The following is a 20,188-nucleotide window of genomic DNA, read 5'->3' as shown; positions in this document are numbered from 1 at the left end:
TCATGAGCGTCGTACTCACCGCCGTCCTCGTCCTGCTCGCCCTCGCCCTCCTGTTTGGCGGCATTCTCGGCTTTGCCGCGATTCGCTTCAAAGTCGAAGGTGACCCCATCGTCGACCAGATCAACGCCCTATTGCCACAAACCCAGTGCGGCCAGTGCGGCCATCCCGGCTGCAAACCCTATGCCGAAGGTATCGCCAACGGCGAGCCCATCAACAAATGCCCGCCAGGCGGCGAAGCCACCATCCACGCCCTCGCCGACCTGCTCGACGTCGAAGCCCCGCCGCTGGATGCCGAACATGGCGAAGAAAAGCCGAAAATGGTCGCCTATATCCGTGAAGACGAATGCATCGGCTGCACCAAATGCATCCAGGCCTGCCCGGTCGACGCCATCCTCGGTGCCGCCAAACAGATGCACACCGTGATTGTCGACGAATGCACCGGCTGCGACCTCTGCGTCGAACCCTGCCCGGTCGACTGCATCGACATGGTGCCGTTGCCAACGACCGCGAAAAACTGGAAATGGGATTACCCCCTGCCTGCCACCCAGGTTATCGCCAGTGACCGTGCCACGGAGGCCAGCGCATGACCCAAGCCATCCGAATCTGGGATATTCCCGGCGGCATTCACCCGGAAGAAAACAAACACCAGTCCACCCAGCGTGGGCTGGAAAGCGTGCCCATGCCCGCGCAGCTGATACTGCCCCTGCAACAGCATATTGGCGCGCCCGCCGAACCCGTCGTCGCTATTGGCGATCAGGTCAGCAAGGGCCAACTGCTCGCCGAAAGCAGCGGTCTGATCAGCGCGCCCTTGCACGCCCCCACCTCAGGGCGCATCAGCGCCATCGGCCCGGCCCCCTACCCGCATGCCTCCGGGCTGGAAGAGTGGGCGATTACCCTCGAGCCCGATGGCAAAGACTCCTGGGTCGAGTGCAATCCGGTCAGTGACTTCAGCGCCCTGGATGCCGACACCCTGATGGAGCTCATCCGCCAGGCCGGCGTCAGCGGCCTGGGTGGCGCCGGCTTTCCCACCGCCGCCAAACTCAAGGCGCGGCCGGAACAGAAAATCCATACCCTGATCATCAACGGTACCGAGTGCGAGCCCTACATTACTGCCGACGATACCGCCATGCGCTACCAGGCCGACAAGGTCGTCAGCGGCATCGAAATTCTCATGCATATCCTCCATCCCGAAGAGGTACTGATCGGGATTGAAGACAACAAACCCGAGGCCATTGCCGCCATGCAGGCCGCTGTGGGTGACAAGGCCATGCAGGTCATCAGCTTTCCGACCAAATACCCCAGCGGTGGCGAGAAACAACTGATCCAGATTCTCACCGGCAAAGAAGTACCCAGCGGCGGCCTGCCGGCCGATATCGGCATGGTCTGCCAGAACATCGGCACCCTGATCGCCGTGCATGACGCCATTATCCTCGGGCAGCCCCTGATCAAACGCATCGTCACCCTCACCGGTGATGCCCTGCAACGGCCAACCAACGTGGAAGCCCTGATCGGCACCCCTATCAGGCATTTGCTCGAATATGCCGGCCTGCAGCCTGACCGGCTCTATCGCCTGGTCATGGGCGGCCCGATGATGGGCTTTACCCTGCAAAGCACGGACGCGCCGGTGATCAAGACCAGCAACTGCCTGCTCGCCGGCAGCCAGCAAGAGCTGCCGCCACCACCGCCGGCACAACCCTGCATCCGCTGCGGCCTCTGTGCCGAAGCCTGCCCGGCCGAACTGCTGCCACAGCAGCTGCACTGGTTTGCTCTCGGCAAGGATTACGACCAGCTCAAACGCCAGCACCTGTTTGACTGTATCGAGTGTGGCGCCTGCGCTTACGTGTGTCCCAGCAGCATCCCGCTGGTGCAGTACTACCGGGCCGCCAAGGCCGAGATTCGTGAGCAGGAACTGCAACAGCACAAGGCGGAACATTCCAAGCAGCGCTTCGAGCAGCGCCAGGCCCGTTTGCAGCGTGAAGCCGAGCAGAAAGAGCGCGATCGTCAGGCCAAGGCTGAGAAAGCCGCGCGCATGAAGGCTGCCAAGGCAGAGGCCGCAGCGGCCAAAGCTGACGACTCGGCGACGCCTGACCAAGCCAGTGACCGTTCGGCCGAACCCGATCTCGCCCGCCTGCAGGCGAAAAAAACCGATGGCTTGAGCGATGAGCAAAAACAGCTCAAGATCGCCGCTGCCACCGCACGCATGGCGCTGAAAAAAGCACAGAAACAGCTGGCCGCCAACCCGGACAATGAAGACCTGCAAGCCCAGATACCTACGCTGGAGCAGGCGCTGGAACAAGCCGAACAGGCCTACCAGCAAGCTATTGGCGAACAAAGCACCCAGCCGCCAGCCCCACCGGCTGCCGCGGCTGACGATGCGACGAAAAAGCTCAAGATCGAAGCCGCGATGCTGCGTGCCAGCCTGCGCAAGGCCGAGCGGGCGGCAGGCGAACAGCCAAGCGCCGAACAGCAGGCCGAGATCGATCACTTGCGTCAGCAGGTGGCGGAAGCCGATGCACGCTTGCCGGCAGCCAGCGAGCCTGCTCGCAAGCAAGCCGTCGAAAAAAAGCCGGTGGATGAAACCGCACGGCAACTGAAAACCGATATGGCCATGGCCAAGGCCGCCTTCAAGAAAGCCGAGCGGGCGCTGGCCGACAACACCGACACCAGCGCCGACACCATTGCCAGTCTGGAAGCAGACCAGGTCAATGCCAGACAGGCCCTGGATGCAGCCGCAAAAGCCTTTGCCGCGCATATGGCCAGCAAGGAGACCGACTGATGGCCCTGGCCCGTATCACCTCCCCCCACGCCCGGGGCGCCAACCATACCCAGACCATCATGCTCTGGGTACTGGCCGCCACCCTGCCCGGCGTGGCCGCCATGACCTGGTTCTTTGGCTGGGGCACCTTGATCAATATTGCCCTGGCCAGTCTCTTTGCCATCGGCTTTGAAGCACTGATTCTCTGGCTGCGCCAGCGACCCCTGCAGTTCTTCCTGCGCGACGGCAGCGCCCTGGTCACCGCCTGGCTACTGGCGCTGGCCTTGCCACCGCTGGCCCCCTGGTGGCTGGTCCTGGTTGCCGCCGGCTGCGCCATCGTGCTCGGCAAGCAACTGTATGGCGGCCTGGGCCAGAATCCCTTCAACCCGGCAATGCTCGGTTATGTGGTAGTGCTCATCTCCTTTCCAGTGGAAATGACCGCCTGGCCGGCCTGGCGCGGGATTGAGCAGGTGATGCCGGAACTCAACGCAACCCTGGGCTTTCTCGACGCCTTGCGCCACGTTTTTCTGCCCGCGACTCAGGTCATTGATGGCTGGACCCTGGCAACCCCGCTGGATGTGGTCAAGAACAACACCAGCCTGACCATGGACGAACTGCGCGCCGAACAACCCGTATTCGGCATCTTTGCCGGCTACGCCTGGGAATGGGTCAGCCTCGCCTACCTGGCCGGCGGCCTGTTCCTGATCTACAAGAAGATCTTTACCTGGCATGCACCGGTCGGCATGCTGGTGGCGCTCTTTGTCATGAGCCTGCTGTTCTGGAGTGGCTCAGGGTCGGATTCCAACGGCTCGCCGTTGTTCCACCTGCTTGGTGGCGCCACCATGCTGGGCGCCTTCTTTATCATCACCGATCCGGTCTCGGGCGCCACCAGCAACCTGGGGCGTCTGATCTTCGGTATCGGGGTCGGCGTGCTGGTCTATGTGATCCGTGCCTGGGGCGGCTACCCGGATGCGGTCGCCTTCGCCGTGCTGCTGATGAACCTGGCCGCACCGACCATTGACTACTACACCACCCCGCGCACCTACGGGCACCGCAAGGCCCAGCGCGGCATGGGCAAGGTCGACTGATATGGACAACCCCAACACCACCGGCAGCTCAATGCTGCGCAACGGCATTATTCTTGGCGTATTCGCCATTGCCACTGTCGGCCTGATTGCGCTGACCCAGCAAGGCACCGCCGAGCGCATTGCCAACGAGCAGCGCCGCGTGCAGATGAGCGCGCTGAATGAAATCCTGCCACACGACCAGCACGATAACGATCTGCTGGATGACAGCTTTCTGGTCGACGACCGCCGCCACCTGAATCTCTCGCGTCCGGCTGAAGCCTGGCGTGGCAAACAGGACGGTGACGTGGTTGCGGTCATCCTTCCGGTCATCGCCCCGGATGGTTACAGTGGGCGCATCGATCTGCTGGTGGGGATTCGCGCCAATGGTGACATCGCCGGTGTACGGGTAACCAGTCACCGCGAAACACCCGGGCTGGGCGACAAGATCGAGCTCGGCAAGGATCCCTGGATCCTCAGCTTCAACGGCACCAGTATCGAAGTGCCGGCCCCGGAGAACTGGGCCGTGCGCAAGGATGGCGGCGACTTTGACCAGTTCACCGGAGCCACCGTTACCGCCCGCGCTGTCGTTCAGGCGGTCTACCGCAGCCTGGAGTACTTTGAACAGCATCGCGCAGAATTGCTGAACCCTATGGCAGAGGACACTACCGATGGCCGAGACTAACGCCAAAGCAATCACCGCCGACGGCCTCTGGCACAACAACCCCGGGCTGGTTCAGTTACTCGGGCTCTGCCCGCTGCTCGGCGTCTCCAGCACCACAGTCAACGCGCTGGGCCTGGCGCTGGCTACCATGCTGGTACTGACCGGCTCCAACATCCTGGTCTCGTTGATCCGCCATGCCGTTACTCCGGCAGTGCGGCTACCCGCCTTTGTCATGATCATCGCCGCGCTGGTCACCATCACCGAACTATTGATGCAGGCGTTCACCTATGAGCTGTACCAGATACTGGGGATTTTCATACCGTTGATCGTTACCAACTGCACCATTCTCGGTCGAGCCGACGCCTTCGCCTCGAAAAATGCCATTCTGCCCTCGGCCCTGGATGGTTTCATGATGGGGGTCGGGTTTGGCCTGGTACTGATTGTCCTCGGTATGCTTCGGGAGCTGGTGGGATATGGCACCTTGTTTGCCAGCATGGACCTGCTGCTCGGCCCCTGGGCCGCCGACTGGACACTGGTCGTCTTCCCCAATTACAAGGACGTCCTCTTCGTTATCCTGCCGCCCGGCGCCTTCGTTTTTATGGGCCTGCTGATCGCCCTGAAAAACACCATCGACAGTCAGATCAAACAACGCCAGGCTGCCAAAGCGGCCGCCCCGGTAGTTGGCAGCAAGCGGGTGCGGGTAACCGGAACCGTGGGTTGAAACGCGCAATCTGACTGTGCATCGGCAGGCAGATCAATGATTGCAAACGGGGTGTTATGCCTTGGGCAGCGCATCGTCGGCAACCACCCCTTTGGCGTACACCTCGATGAACACCGGCGGCATGCGCTTGGGTTTACCGCTACTCAGCTCAATGCAGGCAAAAGTAGTGGCGGCGCGCAACAGCGTCAAACCATCCGACTGACGGCACAACTGAAAATGTCGGGTCATGCGCAATTTCTTGTCCCAGCGAACGATCCAGGTTGCCATGGTCAGCTTTTCACCCGCGTAGGCAGCCGCCAGATAGTCTATTTCATGCCGCACCACAGCCATAGCACGATCCAGTTCACGGTACTCCACCACCCCCAGTCCGAGTGATTGTGAATGCTGCCATGCGCAACGCTCCAACCAGCGCACATAGCTGGCATTATTGGCATGCCCGAGTTCATCGATATCGTCCGCTTGCACCTGAATGTCGAGGGTAAAGGGCTTGGGTAGATCCCAGTTCACGGCATGTCTCCTTGGTTTTGGCTTGGCGCTGGCATGGTACTACAGCTGCCTGCTGATTCTTGTGATGTCTGGCCTGCTAGACGTCTGCATTCTGCCCATCAAGTTGTTGACGTTGCTGCTGTGACCATAGATGCGCATAGGCACCCCCAAGAGCAAGGAGTTCAGGATGCGTGCCTTGTTCGACCACCCTTCCCTGTTCCAGTACCAGAATGCGTTCGGCATGCACGATAGTCGACAAGCGGTGCGCAATGGCCAGTGTGGTGCGTTTGCTGGCGACCTGATTCAGTGCTTGCAGGATCAACCTTTCGGCGTGGGTATCGAGCGAGGACGTGGCTTCATCCAGAATCAGGACAGGGGGATTTTTCAACAGCACGCGGGCGATAGCAATGCGCTGTTTCTCGCCTCCGGACAGTTTCAGGCCGCGCTCGCCGACGAGCGTATCCAGCCCCTTCGGCAGGCTGCGCACAAAGTCTTCCAGCTGGGCCTGACGCAAAGCCGCCCATACAGCCTCGTCGCTGGCTCCGGGGTCACCATAGGCGATGTTGTAGCCAATCGTATCATTGAACAGCACTGTATCCTGAGGCACCACACCAATGGCCTGTCGCAGGCTGTGCTGTGTCACATTGCGTATATCCTGCCCATCAACACGGATACTGCCGGCACTGACGTCATAAAAGCGGAACAGCAGCCTGGCCAGGGTGGATTTTCCCGCACCACTGGGGCCCACAATCGCCAGCGTGTGCCCGGCCGGAATGGCAAAACTGATATCGTGCAGGATCTGCCGGCCCGGCTCATAGGCGTGCGCCACGCCCTCAAAGTCAACAGCACCGCCACGCACCTGCAAGGCCTGGGCGTCTGCAGCATCAGCAACCTGAACCGGCGTTTGCAAGAGTTTGAAAAGTCGCTCGATATTGGTCAGTGCTTCGCGAATTTCGCGGTAGATAAAACCAAGAAAATTGAGCGGGATAAACAACTGGATCATGTAGGCATTGATCATCACCAGCTCACCCAGACTCATATCCCCGGCCGCCACTTCACCGGCAGCAAGAAACATCAGCAGAGTCACTGAACCGGCAATGATCAGCGCCTGACCGGAATTGAGCGCAGCCAGCGACAGGCGATTTTTCATCCGTGCCGCTTCCCAGCGCTGCAAGTGCGCGTCGTATTCGCGCGCTTCAAAGTGTTCGTTGGCGAAGTATTTGACCGTTTCGTAATTCAGCAAACTGTCAACTGCCCGGGTATTCGAGCGATTGTCCATTTGATTGCTTTCGCGCACGAAATGATTCCGCCATTCGGTACACCAGACGGAGAACAGCACATAAGTGACCACCGAGCCGACCACGGCAAGGGCGTATATCGGGCTGAAGTTGAGCAGCAGGATAACGGCAATCAGACCGATTTCCAGCAGCGTAGGCAGTATATTGAAAACCATGAAGCGCAGCAGAAAGCTGATGCCGCTGGTACCGCGCTCGATATCCCGAGACAGCCCACCGGTTCGCCGCGAGAGGTGGAAGCCCAGATCCAGCCGATGCAAATGCTCGAATACCTGCAAGGAAATACGCCGCATGGCACGCTCAGCCACACGGGCAAAGACAGCATCGCGCAACTCGGAAAAGAACACCGAAGAAAAACGCAGGAGGCCGTAGGCGGCAAGCAAGGCAACCGGTACCAGCATCAAGGCATCGGCGCCCTGTTCGAAGTGCTCAACCACCAGCTTGAGCACCCAGGGCACGGCAACACCAGCCAGCTTGGCCACGAACAACAACAGCAAGGCAAGGGTCACGCGCCCACGGAACTCGCGCAGGTAGGGCAGCAGACTGGCAACAATGCGCCAATTGACCGGGCCACTGGCGTACTGATTATCCGTCAGCGGTCTCACCGGACAGGGGTTCGCAGGAAGGATAAGGGCATGTTTTTACTCTTCATACTCCTGGCTGCCGCCATCTTCGTCTTCGGCAGCCTCGTCCACGCGACTCTCGTCGATCAGTGCAGCATCAGCTTCCAATTCCGCCAAGCGATCACGCTCCTGTTGATCGGCATCGGGTGGACAGTTCAATGGCAGCAAAAACGTATTGGCCACATCAATCAGCCCAATATGCGAAATAGTGCGACGCCCGAGGAGAACCGGATAATTCATATCGCCACGATCACGCAGGGAGAACTGTTCTTCATACACGCGATCACCAATACACAAAGCCATTTTCACCACAGGCCGACGGTCTTCTCCCCCGGCACCACGCACCAGCACGCGACGATATACCGGCACTTCAAAATGCATGGTCACCTTGTCGCCGGTTTCAGCATCAACCACCGGGACGTCATAGCGAACCCAGCGCTTTCCGCCCCGGATGAACTGGTCGATATTCACCGCATGCATGGAGCTGGTCAGGGCGCCAGAATCAACCTTGACCTTCAGGGTCGTTTTTTCAGGGAGCACGCGGGCTTTTTCTACCCAGCCTACAATCAGTTGTGAAGGAACAGCATTGCTCTGCACCGGCTGATCCGGCAGGGTTTCAGGAACATCCTGCGATTCGCCGGCCAGGCTGGTGGTCGACGCAGTCAGCGCTGCAGTGACCCAACACACGAGGAGTTGGCGCTTGATAGACATCATTATTGATCAGACCTTGAGTCGAGTAAGCCAAAAATCAGGACAATGGACCTCACTGGCCAGAGCAGGTTCCGAATGTGGTTGCGCAGTGTACGCAAGAAAGCTCACATCTGCACCTGAGGGAATGGCTAATCTGCGATTGCGTTTATGCCATGCCGGACAAGAACACGTTCCAGCGCACCATTGCTCTTGAGTCGCTCGAACAGGCGTCGCATCGTCGCCATATCAGGGGTGCTGCCGCGGCGCAGCAGGAGAAAATGCTGGTACAACTGATCGGGGTCGCTACCAATCAATAATTCATCGCGATACTGTGGATACCGTTGCAAATAGGTTTCCAGCCAGGCATCCGTTACAACACCCAGCTCCACCCGTCCGCGCAGTACCATCTGCACGTTACTTTCCTGAGACTGGGTAAAAACCGCGTTGTGTTTACTGCGCAGGTATTGCTTGTTGTTGATGAAGTCAGCAAACGCGTAGTGGTAGCCACTGAACAGTGCAATCCGCTTACCTTCATGATCTGCAAAGTACCCCTGATCACGGCCCTGTGCGCGACGGGCAATAAACACCTCCTGGCCCATAACCAACCCTTTCAACCCTTCTACCTGGTCTGGTGGCCAGCCCCAGGCCGGATTCTCGAACAGCATCAGCTCATAGTGGCCGGCTCGCAGGTCGGCATAACGTCGTCCGGCCGAGGTCGGATAAAACTCGAAGTGATAGTCATGCTGCAGCCGATTGAGCTCATCCAGCAGATCCAGGGTAATGCCGCGCCACTCCCCCTGAGAGGTCAAATCGACAAAAGGCGGAAAAACATAGCCCCCGACCGGGACTGTCTTTGGCCCGGCCAGAACCTGTGCGGTCAGCAGTAACCAGACGAACAAGACAATAACAGGCACGCGCATTTGGTCAGGCTCTCTTATAATTATCTTTATTGCAGCAGTGTAGCCGAAGCGACTTTATAGCGCCTGCTGCGGTAATGCTGGCAAGCTGAATGATATCACTATAGCATCATTCAGTATCAGGCTGACTTGGCAGCTCAGATAGCCAATGCTGATCATGGTTCAGCCAACGCACTTAGCGAGTACACTTTAAATCAGATTCAAGTTTCAGGCAGTTGCTGCCGACATAAAAACAAGGTTGCTGGTCACCAGCTATGGGCCAGAGGGCCTCCTACGAGAAAAATTACCAGGCCTGTGCGGAGGTTGTTCATGGAGTTGTTGCGCAAGTTCAAGATAAGTCAGCGGATCTGGATCATTCTGGCCGTGGCAGTGATTGCCATGCTGATTCAGGCCAGCATTTCCCTGGCCAACCTCTATGCCGAGTATCGCGATGCGGAAATCGTCAAGGCTACTCATCTGGTGGAAGTGGCCCATGACCTGATGGGGCATTACCACGAGAAAGAGGTCCAGGGCGAAATGAGCCGCGAAGAAGCCCAACGAGAGGCCCTCGCTGTGCTTGAGCGCATGCGCTACGACGGCAACGAGTATTACTGGGTGAATGACATGAACCACATCATGATCATGCATCCCTTTGCCCCGCAGACCGTCGGTGTCGACCTGACCAGCATGCAGAACGAAGACAGCGAAAACATCATTGTGGAAATGGTGCAGCTGGCGCGCGAACACGGTACAGCCCACTTTGAATACACCTGGACCCGTCCCGGCGACGTGCCCGGCGAGGATGACGGCGTTGGCCGCATGGCGGCAGTCACGCACTTCGAGCCCTGGGATTACATGATCGGCACCGGTGTATTCATCGACGATATGCAGGCCAAATTCCGTACAGAAATGATCAATACCCTGATCAAGGTCCTTCTGATCACCTTGTTCATGGCAATCATTGTGATTATCGTAGCTCGCAGTATTGCCCGTCCGCTCAAGCTGGTCGTCCATGCCATGCATGATATTGCCTCTGGCGAAGGCGATCTGACGCGCAAACTGGACGAGCGCGGTAACGACGAGCTGTCCGAACTATCGAAACACTTCAACCTGTTCAGTTACAACCTGCGCAACCTGGTCAGCCAGCTCGGCGACAGCGCGCGACAGCTGATTGCGGCTGGCGAGCAACTGGATGGCATCAGCAGCAACAGCCTGCGCGACATGACTCGCCAATCCGAACGCATGGAGTTGATGGCCACCGCCATTAACGAAATCACGTATGGCGTGCAAGATGTAGCCCAGAATGCCAGTTCTGCTGCCGAGGAAGTGTCCAAAGCCAATGAGGGTGCGGAAGAAGGTCGCCGTCAGGTGGACCTGACCATCGAAGAGATCAATCACCTGTCCACCAGCGTGAAAACTGCCGTAGCACAGATGGAAACCCTGACCGCAGATGCCGACGAGATCACTTCGGTGCTTGATGTCATCCGCAATATTGCTGAACAGACCAACCTGCTGGCTTTGAATGCTGCCATCGAGGCCGCTCGCGCCGGTGAAATGGGGCGTGGTTTTGCTGTAGTCGCCGATGAAGTTCGCAATCTTGCCCAGCGCTCACAGCAGTCCACCGAGGAAATTCACAGCATCATCACCAAGCTGCAGACCAATACCCAGAACGTGGTATCGGTGATCAACGAAAGCAGTCGCTACTCGGAACTCAGTGTGCAACAGGTCAACCATGCCGGTGAAGCACTGGGGCAGATTGCCGCCTCCATGCAACAGCTGGTGGCGCTGAATGCCTCTATTGCCAGCGCGACCACGCAGCAATCCACCGTGGTTGAAGACGTGAACAAGAACGTGGTCGAGGCCGCCGAACTGGCACGCGAAACCACTGATGGTGCGCAACAGACAGCACAGGCCAGCCAGCACCTCACGGAACTGGGCAAGCAGATCAACAGCCTGGTGAACCGCTTCAAAGTCTGAGCAGCCTCAGTCGGCTCAGGCTTTGAAGCGACAGTTAAACCTGAAAGGTTGCGCTTTTACTTGTCGCTCTTAGCGGCTGACAGCTTGCTGCTCACAGGGTGATCCTCCCGCTGGAAAAGCAGCTAGAGGATCATCACTGCTGCCCACCCGAAGACAATCAATGGCAGGTTGTAGTGCAGGAATGTCGGCACCACCGTGTCCCATATGTGGTTGTGCTGGCCGTCGACATTAAGGCCGGCAGTTGGACCAAGGGTCGAGTCAGACGCTGGTGAGCCCGCATCACCCAGCGCTGCTGCAGTACCCACCAGGGCGACAATCGCCATGGGGCTGAAGCCCAATTCGAGCGCCAACGGCACGTATATGGCAGCGATGATCGGAATCGTCGAGAAAGATGAGCCGATACCCATGGTGATCAACAGACCAACCAGCAGCATCAACAGTGCAGCCATGGCGCGATTACCGCCAATCAAGCTGGCCGAGCTGCCTACCAGTGTCTGAATGGCGCCGGTCTCACGCATGACTTCAGCAAAGCCGGCAGCGGCGATCATGATAAAGCCGATCATCGCCATCATCTTCATGCCTTCAGTGAATACATCATCGGCTTCACGCCAACGCACTACCCCGGAGAGGGAAAAGACCACAAAGCCGGCGAGCGCCCCGACGATCATCGAGTTCAACCACAGCTGTACGACGAATGCGAACACAACGGCAACGAGCGCGACCAACAGGGTTAGCGGACTGTACTGACCGCCAGTTCGTTCGGTCTGCGCTATTTTGTCCATCACATAGTGGCGCGGACGACGATAGCTGATGCCCACCGCAACCAGCAAACCCAGCAACATGCCCAGGGCTGGCAATGCCATGGCCTGCATGACATTGACGTTGGCTATATCAGCGCCACTGTCAGCCACATTGGCAAGCAGGATATTGTTGAGAAAAATACCGCCAAAGCCGACAGGCAAGAACATGTAGGGCGTGATCAGACCAAAGGTGAGCACGCAGGCTATCAGACGACGATCCAGTTGCAGGCGCGCCATGACGTACAACAGGGGCGGGATCAACAAGGGAATAAAAGCAATATGTATCGGCAGGATATTCTGCGAAGAAATGGCCACAGCGAGAATAACCAGTAAAAGCAATGCCTTGACCCAGCCTGACGCAGAGCTTTGCTGACGCTCAACCAGACCGAGGGCCTTGTCCGCCACGGCATGCGCCAGACCGGATTTGGCTATGGCTACGGCAAAGGCACCAAGCAAAGCATAACTCAAAGCAACAGTCGCCCCCTTGCCCAACCCGCCCTGAAAGGCAGCCAGGGTGGCTTCGATACCCAGCCCACCCAGCAAGCCGCCCACCAGCGCACCAATAATCAGTGCCACCACTACATGTACCCGCATCAGACTCAACGCCAGCATGACAAGAACCGCAGCCACTACTGCATTCATGAGATTTTTCCTCGGTATCGACGCCCTGCGGGCTAAAGGGCGCGTACTCTGCCGCAAGCGCTGCATGCTGTCAAAGCCACCCGTCGCGAGATATCTGATGACGATTTCACCAAGCCAACCCGTGATTGCATGGCTTAAGATAATGCCTGGATTCATTGACGTAAGGAGTATGCAACTTGAATATTGCCATTGTCGCCGGCAGCAGCCGCAGTAACAGCCAGACCGCCAAAGTGGCGCGTTTCATACGACAGACGCTGATCACCCAGCATAAGCTGGCAGAGCAAGAGGTCAATGTCATTGACCTCGGAAGTTACCCCCTGCCCCTTTGGCCAAGTGAAGATCAGGGCCCCTGGGGGCTGTTCGAAAAACAGCTGGCGCAGGCTGACGCATTGATCGTATTGGCCCCCGAGTGGCATGGCATGGCCTGTCCGGCAATCAAGAACTTCTTTCTTTACGCAACCAAAGCCCAGTTGGCGCACAAACCCGCCATGCTCGGTGGTATTTCTGCGGGCGTCGGTGGAGCCTATCCAATCAGTGAGTTGCGCTCGTCCAGCTACAAGAACTGCCGCTTGTGCTATATACCCGAGCACTTGATCGTCAGGGGAGTAGAAAAGGTGATGAATATGCCGCAACCCGTGGATGAAGACGATCGCCGGATTCGTGAACGACTGGTTTACAACCTGGATGTATTGCTGCGCTACGCGGAGGCGCTCAAGCCGGTACGTGAGTCGATCGACATGAGCCGGCCGGAATTTGCCAACGGGATGTGACAGGTATCGGATACCCGGTGGGGGAGCGTTCTATCGACTGCCCCACTGTTACCTGCGAAAACGTCGGCCGTGGTAACCCCCGAAACCACAACCGGGACAGATGCAACTAGCGGCCAGAGCCCTCTTTCTGTTTCTGATCACGGGTATCGTGATCGTGCAACTCTTCAACTTCGGGCAGTCGATCCAGACTACTTTCAAAATCCTCATCCAGTTCAGCGGCCGCAGATTTCTTCTCTGCGTCCACCTTGCGCGAAGACTCCGGTTCCAGGGCATCGATCAAATCCCAATCAGGATCAAGACTGAAATCATTCAGATTCATCTGACCTTCATCACCGGGCTCATCATCCACTTCCGCTTCAATGTCCAGGGCATCCTCATTCAGCAAGGGCTCGAGATGATCGACCTTCTCTACCTGATCACCCTGTTCCGCTGCAGTCTGCTGCATAGCCGGGAAACGCGCGCGAATCTGATCGATGGCCTCGGCTTCGCCCCCGCGCTCGAGGGTGTCGGCAGCCAGTGCATTGAAGCTGTCGGCATCCGTCAGCTCGCCCAGTACGCGCAATTGCTTGTAACGCAATTCAAGGCGCTGCGGATCGTCACTGATAGCCTTGTCAAGCATAACGCGGGCTTCTGCAAAGCGACCGTAGGTCAGATACAGTTCAACGCCGTCAAGCGGGTCAACGGCTGCCCTGGGGGGTTCCTGTGGCTTGACCGGACGAGCCAGCATGCGCGGCTCAGTGGAAGCCGGAGCAGCCGGTGCATCGGTGACTGGCTCAGGCGCCTCACTATCACGCCGACGACTGACCAGCAAGCCGAGCAAAAAGGCAACCAGGGTAACCAGGGGAGCCCACAACCAGGCACTCCATCCCCCTTGAGAGGCGGCTACCGGTGCATCTGCTGTCGACTCGTCAAGGACCGGCAAAGGCTCGGCATTGATACTACCGGCATCAGGGTTGTCACTGCCGGTTGGTGAGCTGGGACCATCCTGATCCGGACCGCCCATACTGCCTGCAGCAATGACGCCAGCGGCCGCTGCATCTTCTTCAGCGCTTCGAGCTGCTCGCAACACCTCGAGCTCGGCTTGCAGCATGGCGATTTGTCGATCACGGTCTTCCAGTTCACTGAGCAGTACATTGAATCGTGATTCCAATGCGGCCATGCGCTGCTGCATTCCCTGGGTATCAGTGTCACTGGTCACTTCCGGCAATGCTTCGATACGCAGGCGATCAACAGGGGACTGCGGCCGCTCGCTGACCAGCGAATCAGTGTCGCCATCCGCTTCACCGGTTTCAGTCAGGCCCGACGAAGCCCCTTGCGATCGAGCCTCTGCCGGTCCGACAGAGTCAGTCGCATCAGCCGTATCTCTGCCCGGGAGCGCAGGTTCAAGCCCCAACTGGTCCGCCGTTGGCAGCACCAACTCCTGACGCTGGCGCAGACGATTGATATCTCCCGCCACGAAGGCCTGCGGGTTCAAGGCACGGATAGCCAGCATGGTCTGGCGAATGTCCGCCCGTTCATCCGGACGCTGATTTCTGGCTATGTCCCACAAAGTATCGCCGGGCTGAGTGGTATAACGCGACGCATCACCGGCAGGCGACAAATCGGGCAGTTCTGCAGCCACTGGCGCAGGCTCGGGAGACGTCGTAACAGTCTGCCGCCGTGGCGGGGCTGCCGCCGGAGTGGCAACGCGACCCGTCAATGGGTTGTACTGGGGAGGATCGAGTAACAGAGTGTACTCTCGCAGTATGCGCCCGGTGGGTTGGCGCAATTCAACCAGGAAGTTCAGATAGGGTTCACGTACCGGATTATCCGACTGAACCCGGATGGTCAGGCCGCCACCCTCGTCTACCGGAGTAAAGCGCAGCCCAGTGAGGAAATGTGACCGCTCAACCCCGGCCGCGTCAAAAGCTTCCGAACTGGCCAGGCCGACCCGGACGTCCTCTGCGTGTATGCCCTGGGAACCCGGGATCTCGATCACCGCGTTGAGTGGCTGATTGAGGGCTGACTTCAGTTCAACATCGCCCAATCCCAGAGCGTGGCTGACACCGATATACAATGCTGCCAGTGAGGCAACCCCTGCGACGATTTGGCGTTTGACTGCCATACCCGATCCTCTCTGTTATCAGCGCAGGCTGGTGTGCGCTGCAAGTGCTTTCCTTGGCATTCCCTGAAGGCGCAGGAACACTACGCCTCTGTATAGTCCATTATGCCATTACATTGAAGTCAAATCGAAGCCCGCCCTCTAAAACGTCAAACAAAACACACCTGAGTCCGGTGCCGGCGCTGAAAAGTCATTATATTGACCCAATTAACCACTCAAGCCGGGGTTTGTCCAGCGCCTGACAGGAAAATACCCCTGGACGATGCCGGGTCAACTGAAGGCAGACCCATCTTGCGGTAGAATGCAATCAGTCCAACACCGGGTAGCCGCATGAGCGATATCGACCAATTATTTTCCCGCCCCCTGGCCCAGGTCGGCGATTTCGTCTTTGACCAGGATGTAGCGCGTGTTTTTCCCGACATGATCAAGCGCTCGGTGCCCGGTTATCCGACAATTATAGAATCAATCGGCCTGATTGCCGGCCAGTATGCCCAGGTCAACAGCCTGATTTATGACCTGGGCTGCTCGCTGGGAGCTGCAACCCAGTCCATGCGCCGTCATGTACAGGTCGAGGGTTGCCGGGTAATTGCCGTGGATAATGCAGCGGCCATGCTGGAGCGTTGCGGCGAGTATCTGCAAGCCCAGGACGCCATGGTGGAATCGCTGCTACCGGCAGAAACCCGGCAAGCGGATATTCTTGAGCTATCCCTGGAGCCCTGCTCGGTTGTGGTGCTCAATTTCACCCTGCAGTTTGTTCCGCCTGCCGAGCGACTGGCGCTACTGAACAAGATTCACCAGGCCCTGCTCCCCGGAGGGATTCTCATACTGTCGGAGAAACTGCAGTTCGCCGATCTGGCCACCCAGGAAAACCTGGAACGCTTGCACTACGCCTTCAAGCGCGCCAACGGCTACAGTGATCTGGAAATTGCACAAAAACGCAGTGCGATTGAGCGCATCATGCTCCCGGACACACTTGAATGCCATCAACAACGTCTGGTTAAAGCCGGCTTTGCTCACAGCCATGCCTGGTTCCAGTGCCTCAACTTCTGCTCGATGATTGCCTACCGTGATTAACACCCAAAGCCTGTTTACCGCCCTGGCGGACACTCCGTTGGCCAGCTGGTCAGAAACCTTGCAAACGGTGCTCGCTGAGCGTGAGCACAGCATGCAGTTGCACGGCGACTGGCAACGCTGGCAGGCAAGCCTGCAGGCACTGCCAGCCTCGCATCCCGGACAGATTGAGTTGGTAAAAGAGGTTCGCGTCGGCAGTCAAGACGACTTGACGACAGCTCAGCAAACACAACTTCGCGAGGGGTTGATGGGATTGCATCCCTGGCGCAAGGGGCCTTTTCACCTGTTTGGACAACATATTGACTGCGAGTGGCGCTCGGACTGGAAATGGCAACGGGTGGCACCGCATATCGACTTGCACAATCGACGGGTGCTGGATATCGGATCGGGTAATGGGTATTACCTCTGGCGCATGCTCGGTGCAGGGGCTCAACTGGCTCTGGGCGTGGACCCGAATCTGCTGTTCTTGCATCAGTTTCAGGCGCTGAAACACTACCTGCCCGATCTGCCGGCCTGGCAACTACCGCTGACCCTGGAGCAGCTACCCGTCCCTCCGGGCGGTTTCGATACCGTATTTTCCATGGGAGTGCTTTACCATCGGCGCTCGCCGATTGATCATTTACTGCAATTGAAAGCCTGTTTGCGGCCGGGCGGCGAGTTGGTGCTGGAAACCCTGGTTATCGAGGGCGATGAACGTGCTTGCCTGCTACCGGAAGATCGCTACGCGCAAATGCGCAATGTCTGGTTTCTGCCCTCGGTAGCCCTGCTCGAGCGATTCCTTGCGCGCTGCGGATTCCATTCGATTCACTGCGTCGACCTGTGCCCGACATTGCCTGAAGAACAGCGCAGTACCGAATGGATGCGCTTTCAGTCACTGCCCGATTTTCTCGACCCGGACAATCTCGACTTGACGGTAGAAGGCTATCCGGCCCCTTTGCGGGCGACGCTTGTTGCACGTATCTGACGTCAGCGATTAGCCAGCCATAGCACCAGATCATCAGCCGGTAATGCGCGGGAAAACAGGAAACCCTGACACAGCGAGCAACCACGACTTTGCAGGAATTTCCATTGCGCGTCGGTTTCCACGCCCTCGGCAACCACACTCAGGCCCATGTTCTCGGCCATATCGAGGATAGTGGTAACCAACTGATTGTCTTCCGGTCGTTCGGGCACGCCAGCCAGAAAGCTCTTGTCGATCTTCAGGCGATCAATCGGGAAGCGGCGCAAATAAGCCAGTGAAGAATAGCCGGTACCAAAGTCATCAATCGCCAGCCCCACACCCAGCTCTTTGAGCTGACGCAGAGTCTGTTCGCTTTGCTCGGCATGGGTCATCAGCGCTGACTCGGTAATTTCCAGTTCCAGCATCCGCGCTGGCAAGCCGCTGCCCTGCAGTGCTTCATCCACCAGCGCTACTACATCCTGCTGCACGAACTGGCGTGGCGACAGGTTGACCGCAATGAAGTCCAGCCCCAACCCCTGCTGCTGCCAGACTAGTGCCTGACGACAGGCTTGCTGAAGCACCCAGCGCCCAATCGGCACGATCAGACCATTTTGCTCAGCCAGCGGGATAAACCGATCCGGCGCGATCATGCCCAGGTCGGGATGCTGCCAGCGCAACAGGGCTTCCACCCCCAGAACACGCCCGCTACGCACGCTGAGCAGGGGCTGATAGTGCAGGCTAAGCTCGTCATTCTCCAGGGCTTTGCGCAAGGCGCGCTCAAGCTCAAAACGCTCGCTGGCAGCTTCCGTCATCTCGCGGCTATAACCGCATACCTGATCACGCCCGTGGGATTTTGCGGTATCCATTGCAGCATCGGCATTGCGCACCAGATCTGCTGCGCTGGTACCCTGTTCCGGAAAACAGGCGTAACCCACGCTGGCGCCAACATAAATTTCCCGCCCATCCGCCAGCAACAGAGGTCTGCGCATTTCGGCGCAAATTGCCTGACCAATACTGACCACCTGGCGGGACGAAAGGTCGGGCACCAGCAGCAGGAACTCGTCCCCACCCAGGCGAGCGAGCAGATCATTCGAGCCGCAGCACCGCTCCAGCCGCTTACCGGCTTCAACCAGCACCTGATCACCAATGGCATGCCCCAGGCTGTCATTGATGGCCTTGAAACGATCCAGGTCGATATAGAGTACGGCCAGTGGCTGATTCCCACCCTGACGCTGGCGCAAGGCATGCTCGATGCGTTGCATGATCAGATTTCGGTTGGCCAGCCCGGTCAGACTATCGTAATGCGCCATGAGCTGAAGCTGCTCCTGGCTGCGTCGCAGACGCGTGATATCACTGAACATGACCAGATATCGGCTGACCTTGCCCCGGGCATCATTGACGGTGTTAGCGGTTACCCAAAGACTTACTTCGCCTTCACCCGCACGGTCAATCAGACTTTCGCCCTGCCAGTACCCTTCGCGGCGCAGCTGCTTGAGCATGCTGCGGGTCAACTGCCAGGGGGACAGCATTTTGCCCCTGAGCATGGGTCGCAACCCCTTGACCTGCTCGTGGCCAAGGCCGGTTATCTGGCTAAAGGCGGGATTGACGTTGAGAATATGCCAATCGGCATCCAGCACCATCATGCCTTCACGACTGTTCTCGAATACGGCTGCGGCCTCGCGCAGGGACTCTTCCGCTGCTTTGCGCTCGGTAATGTCATCGGCAATCATGACATAACACTGCACCTGCCCGCCGCGATCACGCAGCAGAGTCACCGTCAGGCTGATCCAGGCAATGCTTTGATCGAAGCGACGATAGCGACTTTGCAACTGAAAACTCTCGACCCGCCCCCGACGCAAGTCACGCATCAGGTCGTCCAGCCGATTGGCGGTCTGATCAAGCAGTAGGCTGCGGGGCTTGAGGGGTGCCAGAGTATCCGGCGAATAACCGGTATTCTGATAAAACGCCGGGTTGGCGCTGAGCAGGCGACCTTCCCGATTGACCAGCAACATGCCCACAGCAGCATGCTCAAACACGGCGACAAAGCGCTGCTCAATCAGTTCGCGTTCGTCAGCCAGCCGGCTTTTCTGCACCACCAACGCGGCCAGGCTGGAAAACTCCTCCAACAGATCCCGCTCATGGCAACTGGCTTCGGCCGCCTCACGGTTATAAACCGCAAAGGTGCCCAGCACCTGACCGTCTTCGTTCTTGATCGGGGAAGACCAGCAGGCACGAATGCCACCGACACGCGCCAGCTCCTGAAAGTCCTGCCAAAGGGGGTCGTTGAGAATGTCACTGACATAGACAGCTTCGCCCCGGGCGACTGCCGTACCGCAGGACCCCTTGCCTTCACCCGGTGTCACGCCATTCAGCATCCGGGTGTAGGCGGCCGGCAAACTGGGACCGGCCAGCGTACGAAAGGTACCCTCGACCGGGTCAATCAGCAGGACTGAAGCCATATGCCCCGGCCGCAAGGATTCCCATTCCAGAGCCAGCCGCTCCAGCAATTCTGCGAGTGGAGCGCGGCCAAGCAGCCCATCAAACAGCTTCATTCGCGTGCGCTGTACCAACTGCTCGTCAGCCGGTAGCACGCCCTGATCAACCAATGCATCAAGGCTGGTCGGTCCGGACATTCGACGAAGCAAGGCTTTCAACATGCGCAAATCAAGCCGTCAGCAAGTGATACGAACAGC

General features: G+C 58.4%; 16 protein-coding genes. 9 read left to right on the top strand and 7 right to left on the bottom strand.

The features are described 5' to 3' along the window. The first annotated feature begins 2 nt into the window (after positions 1 to 2). Genes rsxB through BLU07_RS05170 form a run of 5 tightly spaced genes read left to right on the top strand, consistent with a single transcriptional unit; the run spans position 3 to position 5,204 of the window. Positions 3 to 587, top strand: a complete 585-nt coding sequence (gene rsxB / locus BLU07_RS05190) for an electron transport complex subunit RsxB (RefSeq protein WP_092384825.1) — start codon at positions 3 to 5, stop codon at positions 585 to 587. Further along, entirely contained in the window at positions 584 to 2,776 is a 2,193-nt protein-coding gene (gene rsxC, locus BLU07_RS05185; protein ID WP_092384823.1) for an electron transport complex subunit RsxC, read from the top strand. Before rsxB ends, rsxC begins: the two co-directional genes overlap by 4 nt. Then, positions 2,776 to 3,843, top strand: a complete 1,068-nt coding sequence (gene rsxD, locus BLU07_RS05180) for an electron transport complex subunit RsxD (protein ID WP_092384821.1) — start codon at positions 2,776 to 2,778, stop codon at positions 3,841 to 3,843. The genes rsxC and rsxD overlap by 1 nt, the downstream gene beginning before the upstream one ends. Position 3,844: 1 nt before the next feature. Beyond that, positions 3,845 to 4,504 (top strand): electron transport complex subunit RsxG, encoded by a 660-nt coding sequence (gene rsxG / locus BLU07_RS05175; RefSeq protein ID WP_231701697.1) that lies wholly within the window; start codon positions 3,845 to 3,847, stop codon positions 4,502 to 4,504. Further along, positions 4,491 to 5,204 (top strand): electron transport complex subunit E, encoded by a 714-nt coding sequence (locus BLU07_RS05170; RefSeq protein WP_092384819.1) that lies wholly within the window; start codon positions 4,491 to 4,493, stop codon positions 5,202 to 5,204. The genes rsxG and BLU07_RS05170 overlap by 14 nt, the downstream gene beginning before the upstream one ends. 54 nt (positions 5,205 to 5,258) lie before the next feature. On the opposite strand, the gene BLU07_RS05165 is transcribed toward BLU07_RS05170, so the two are convergent. The 4 genes from BLU07_RS05165 to BLU07_RS05150 all read right to left on the bottom strand — a co-directional run bounded on the left by BLU07_RS05165 (position 5,259) and on the right by BLU07_RS05150 (position 9,218). Further along, a complete protein-coding gene (locus tag BLU07_RS05165; RefSeq protein WP_092384817.1) occupies positions 5,259 to 5,711 on the bottom strand; it encodes an acyl-CoA thioesterase in 453 nt (150 codons plus the stop codon). A gap of 76 nt (positions 5,712 to 5,787) precedes the next feature. Continuing rightward, complete coding sequence (locus BLU07_RS05160) at positions 5,788 to 7,590, bottom strand: ABCB family ABC transporter ATP-binding protein/permease (RefSeq protein WP_092384815.1); 1,803 nt, start codon at positions 7,588 to 7,590, stop codon at positions 5,788 to 5,790. Positions 7,591 to 7,626: 36 nt separating this feature from the next. Beyond that, entirely contained in the window at positions 7,627 to 8,322 is a 696-nt protein-coding gene (gene rloA3, locus BLU07_RS05155; protein ID WP_197675067.1) for a retropepsin-like aspartic peptidase RloA3, read from the bottom strand. A 125-nt stretch (positions 8,323 to 8,447) separates the two neighbouring features. Further along, positions 8,448 to 9,218 carry a substrate-binding periplasmic protein gene (locus BLU07_RS05150; protein ID WP_092384813.1) on the bottom strand — a complete coding sequence of 257 codons (771 nt, stop codon included), beginning with the start codon at positions 9,216 to 9,218 and terminating at the stop codon, positions 8,448 to 8,450. Positions 9,219 to 9,524: 306 nt separating this feature from the next. Between BLU07_RS05150 and BLU07_RS05145 the strand changes: the two genes are divergently transcribed. Beyond that, positions 9,525 to 11,171: a methyl-accepting chemotaxis protein gene (locus BLU07_RS05145; RefSeq protein WP_092384811.1), complete on the top strand. Its 1,647-nt coding sequence runs from the start codon at positions 9,525 to 9,527 to the stop codon at positions 11,169 to 11,171. Positions 11,172 to 11,293: 122 nt separating this feature from the next. On the opposite strand, the gene BLU07_RS05140 is transcribed toward BLU07_RS05145, so the two are convergent. Then, on the bottom strand, positions 11,294 to 12,613 hold the full coding sequence (locus BLU07_RS05140; RefSeq protein ID WP_092384809.1) for a Na+/H+ antiporter family protein: 1,320 nt from the start codon (positions 12,611 to 12,613) through the stop codon (positions 11,294 to 11,296). A gap of 176 nt (positions 12,614 to 12,789) precedes the next feature. Between BLU07_RS05140 and BLU07_RS05135 the strand changes: the two genes are divergently transcribed. Continuing rightward, positions 12,790 to 13,383, top strand: coding sequence for an NADPH-dependent FMN reductase (locus BLU07_RS05135; protein WP_092384807.1), 594 nt, complete (start codon positions 12,790 to 12,792; stop codon positions 13,381 to 13,383). Between the two features lie 106 nt (positions 13,384 to 13,489). On the opposite strand, the gene BLU07_RS05130 is transcribed toward BLU07_RS05135, so the two are convergent. Beyond that, positions 13,490 to 15,487, bottom strand: a complete 1,998-nt coding sequence (locus tag BLU07_RS05130) for a type IV pilus assembly protein FimV (RefSeq protein ID WP_092384805.1) — start codon at positions 15,485 to 15,487, stop codon at positions 13,490 to 13,492. Positions 15,488 to 15,814: 327 nt separating this feature from the next. Here BLU07_RS05130 and cmoA point away from each other — a divergent pair, with 327 nt between their 5' ends. Both cmoA and cmoB read left to right on the top strand, forming a co-directional pair. Continuing rightward, complete coding sequence (gene cmoA, locus BLU07_RS05125) at positions 15,815 to 16,558, top strand: carboxy-S-adenosyl-L-methionine synthase CmoA (RefSeq protein WP_092384803.1); 744 nt, start codon at positions 15,815 to 15,817, stop codon at positions 16,556 to 16,558. Beyond that, positions 16,551 to 17,519 carry a tRNA 5-methoxyuridine(34)/uridine 5-oxyacetic acid(34) synthase CmoB gene (gene cmoB / locus BLU07_RS05120; RefSeq protein WP_231701696.1) on the top strand — a complete coding sequence of 323 codons (969 nt, stop codon included), beginning with the start codon at positions 16,551 to 16,553 and terminating at the stop codon, positions 17,517 to 17,519. Before cmoA ends, cmoB begins: the two co-directional genes overlap by 8 nt. A 2-nt stretch (positions 17,520 to 17,521) precedes the next feature. Here cmoB and BLU07_RS05115 read toward each other — a convergent pair whose 3' ends face one another. After that, positions 17,522 to 20,152 (bottom strand): EAL domain-containing protein, encoded by a 2,631-nt coding sequence (locus BLU07_RS05115; protein WP_092384799.1) that lies wholly within the window; start codon positions 20,150 to 20,152, stop codon positions 17,522 to 17,524. Positions 20,153 to 20,188 lie beyond the last annotated feature (36 nt).

The sequence above is a fragment of the Halopseudomonas salegens genome, assembly GCF_900105655.1.
Lineage (GTDB): Bacteria > Pseudomonadota > Gammaproteobacteria > Pseudomonadales > Pseudomonadaceae > Halopseudomonas > Halopseudomonas salegens.
Note: the sequence above shows the minus strand (reverse complement) of the source record. Positions and strands in the feature narration are given on the sequence as shown.